Here is a 1,992-nt window from a genome sequence, read left to right on the forward strand (position 1 = left end):
AAAACCCTCTCTATTTCGGGTAAGCCCTCTCTCCTTCTTGAGCGCCCAGTGTTCTTCTCGAAGACGGTCTCTATTTCGGGCTCAACCTCCATTATGGCCTCGGCCAAATCGAGCTTGAAGCGCTCCATACCAACGCTCGAAATCTGGAGGGAGGCTATCTCGTTGAAGCGGTCGACTATCAAGCCCGGAAGATAGTCGGCCTCGCCGTAGACCATTCTGTAAGCCTTGTCGTAGCCGAGAACATTCTTTCTGTACTCGTTGGCCTTCTTAATCCTCTCCTTGAAGAGCTCCTTCGTTATCGGGGTTTCCCTGTCCTTGATGAGCAGTCGGACCATTATGTTCGAGTTGGGGTTGACGAAGCCCCTGCCGAGGAACTTCCCTCCCCTCGTGTAGACCTCGACTATATCTCCGGGTTCAAACTCGCCCTCGGTCCTCACGACACCCTTCTTGAAGACTATCATCGCGCCCTTCCCTATGGCCCTCGCCGCCTGGGCATCAACGATTACCCTCGCCATTCTCACCACCGGAGGGGTTAGAGAAGGGGGTTTAAAAACCTGCCCGGCGATAGGTATTTAACCTCTGGAGCCCTATATTAGAGCGGTGGTTTCTATGCACTTCGACGTTGTAAAGGAGTTCTTGGAAGAGATTGGCGCCGACTGGATTGAGCTCGACGGCGAAGTCCACCTCGAGCCCGAGGTCTTCTATGAGGTTTGGAAATACATCGGCCAGCCCGAGCTGAAGACCTACGTCGTCGAGGACGATGTTGTAGAACCAGGCTCCTACGACCCGCCCGAGATGAAGTACACCGACGTCAAGAAGGTTAAGGTCAAGAAGGTGTACTTCGAGACCCTCGACGGCAAGAGAATCGTGACGGATTACTCCGAGTTCCAGAAGATTATGAAGGAGAAGTCCGCTTGACATTTCATCTTAGCAGAACCGGAAGCATCAGGGAGCCCATGCAGGCCGTTCTCTTCACCCCGAGGAGAACCGCCAGATAGCCAACAATCGAGGAAGCGGTCAGTGCGAGCAGGCCCTGAAGGCCGTCGAAGAGGAGAGCAAGGAGAACCAGAAACGCCAGAAGGGCAAGGTTAATGAAGTGGTACGGGAGCCTTGAGAGGGCACCCGCCAGAAGTCTCGCGAGGGGCTCACCGTAAAGGAGAACTGCAAGGCCCACAAAAAGCGCAACGAGTAGGAACGCCGGGAGGGCTTTGAGGCTCAGGGGCTCCATCAGCGTCACCACTCCGTTTCTTTCCCTTCCCGTTTCAAGGAAGTTGAGGAAGGCGAAGAGGAAGTTGGCGGTGTTGACGGAGTAAACGATTGTCAGGAACGAGCGCTCGTCCCTGGAGGTGAACGAGCCGAGCAGGGCCGCCTGAGATGCCGTGAAGGCCGGGAGGAGGGAAGCCAGCATGCCGAAGAGTGTCCCGAGGAAAGAAAAGAGGACAAGCCTTTTGGGAGTAATCTCAAGCTCCGGACTGCCGGGTTCTATCCTCTTGGTTCCGGCTTGGAGGGAGAAGACTATGACAGGGACGCCGAAGAGCCCGGTGAAGAGCGCATAAAATGGCTCGTTCAGCGGGAGCGAGAGAATAAAAAGACCAAGAAGTCCCGAGAGGAGTACCACGAAGAGCGCATAAACCTTTTTCACGTCCCGCTCCGTGAAGACGAGGAGAAGGATTAGGAGCAGGACGGCGAGCTTTCCAAAAACTGGCCTGTAAAGCGGGGCGAGGAGAATGTAGAGGGGAACCATCGGGAGAAAGAAGATGACAGCCAGAAAGCTCGCGATGAGCGCTATCCTGACAACTTCAAGACCTTTACCGCCGAGCACGAGCCTATGTGCCGGTAAAACGCCGAGGGCGGTTCCTTCGTCTGGAACGCCGAGGAAGGTTGAAGGGATTACATCGAGGAAAGTATGCGTCAGTCCCATGGCGAAGAGGGCAACCGCGCTTAGGCCGAAACCGCGGAGCATTGACGCCAAAGTGTTCACGTGGATTCCAG

At 55.4% G+C, this 1,992-nt stretch carries 3 protein-coding genes; 1 reads left to right on the top strand and 2 read right to left on the bottom strand.

Features of this window, described 5'->3' with window-relative positions; translation table 11 throughout:
- Nucleotides 1–515 (bottom strand): PUA domain-containing protein (locus MVO87_RS00950; RefSeq protein WP_342765082.1); only part of this gene is annotated, 515 nt, incomplete at its 3' end.
- Between the two features lie 94 nt (nt 516–609).
- Here MVO87_RS00950 and MVO87_RS00955 point away from each other — a divergent pair.
- Nucleotides 610–918, top strand: a complete 309-nt coding sequence (locus tag MVO87_RS00955) for a DUF5748 family protein (protein WP_297513061.1) — start codon at nt 610–612, stop codon at nt 916–918.
- 4 nt (nt 919–922) lie between these two features.
- On the opposite strand, the gene MVO87_RS00960 is transcribed toward MVO87_RS00955, so the two are convergent.
- On the bottom strand, nt 923–1,992 hold a 1,070-nt coding region (locus MVO87_RS00960; protein WP_297551884.1), incomplete at its 5' end, for a tripartite tricarboxylate transporter permease.

The organism is Thermococcus sp. (assembly GCF_027063845.1).
GTDB lineage: Archaea > Methanobacteriota_B > Thermococci > Thermococcales > Thermococcaceae > Thermococcus.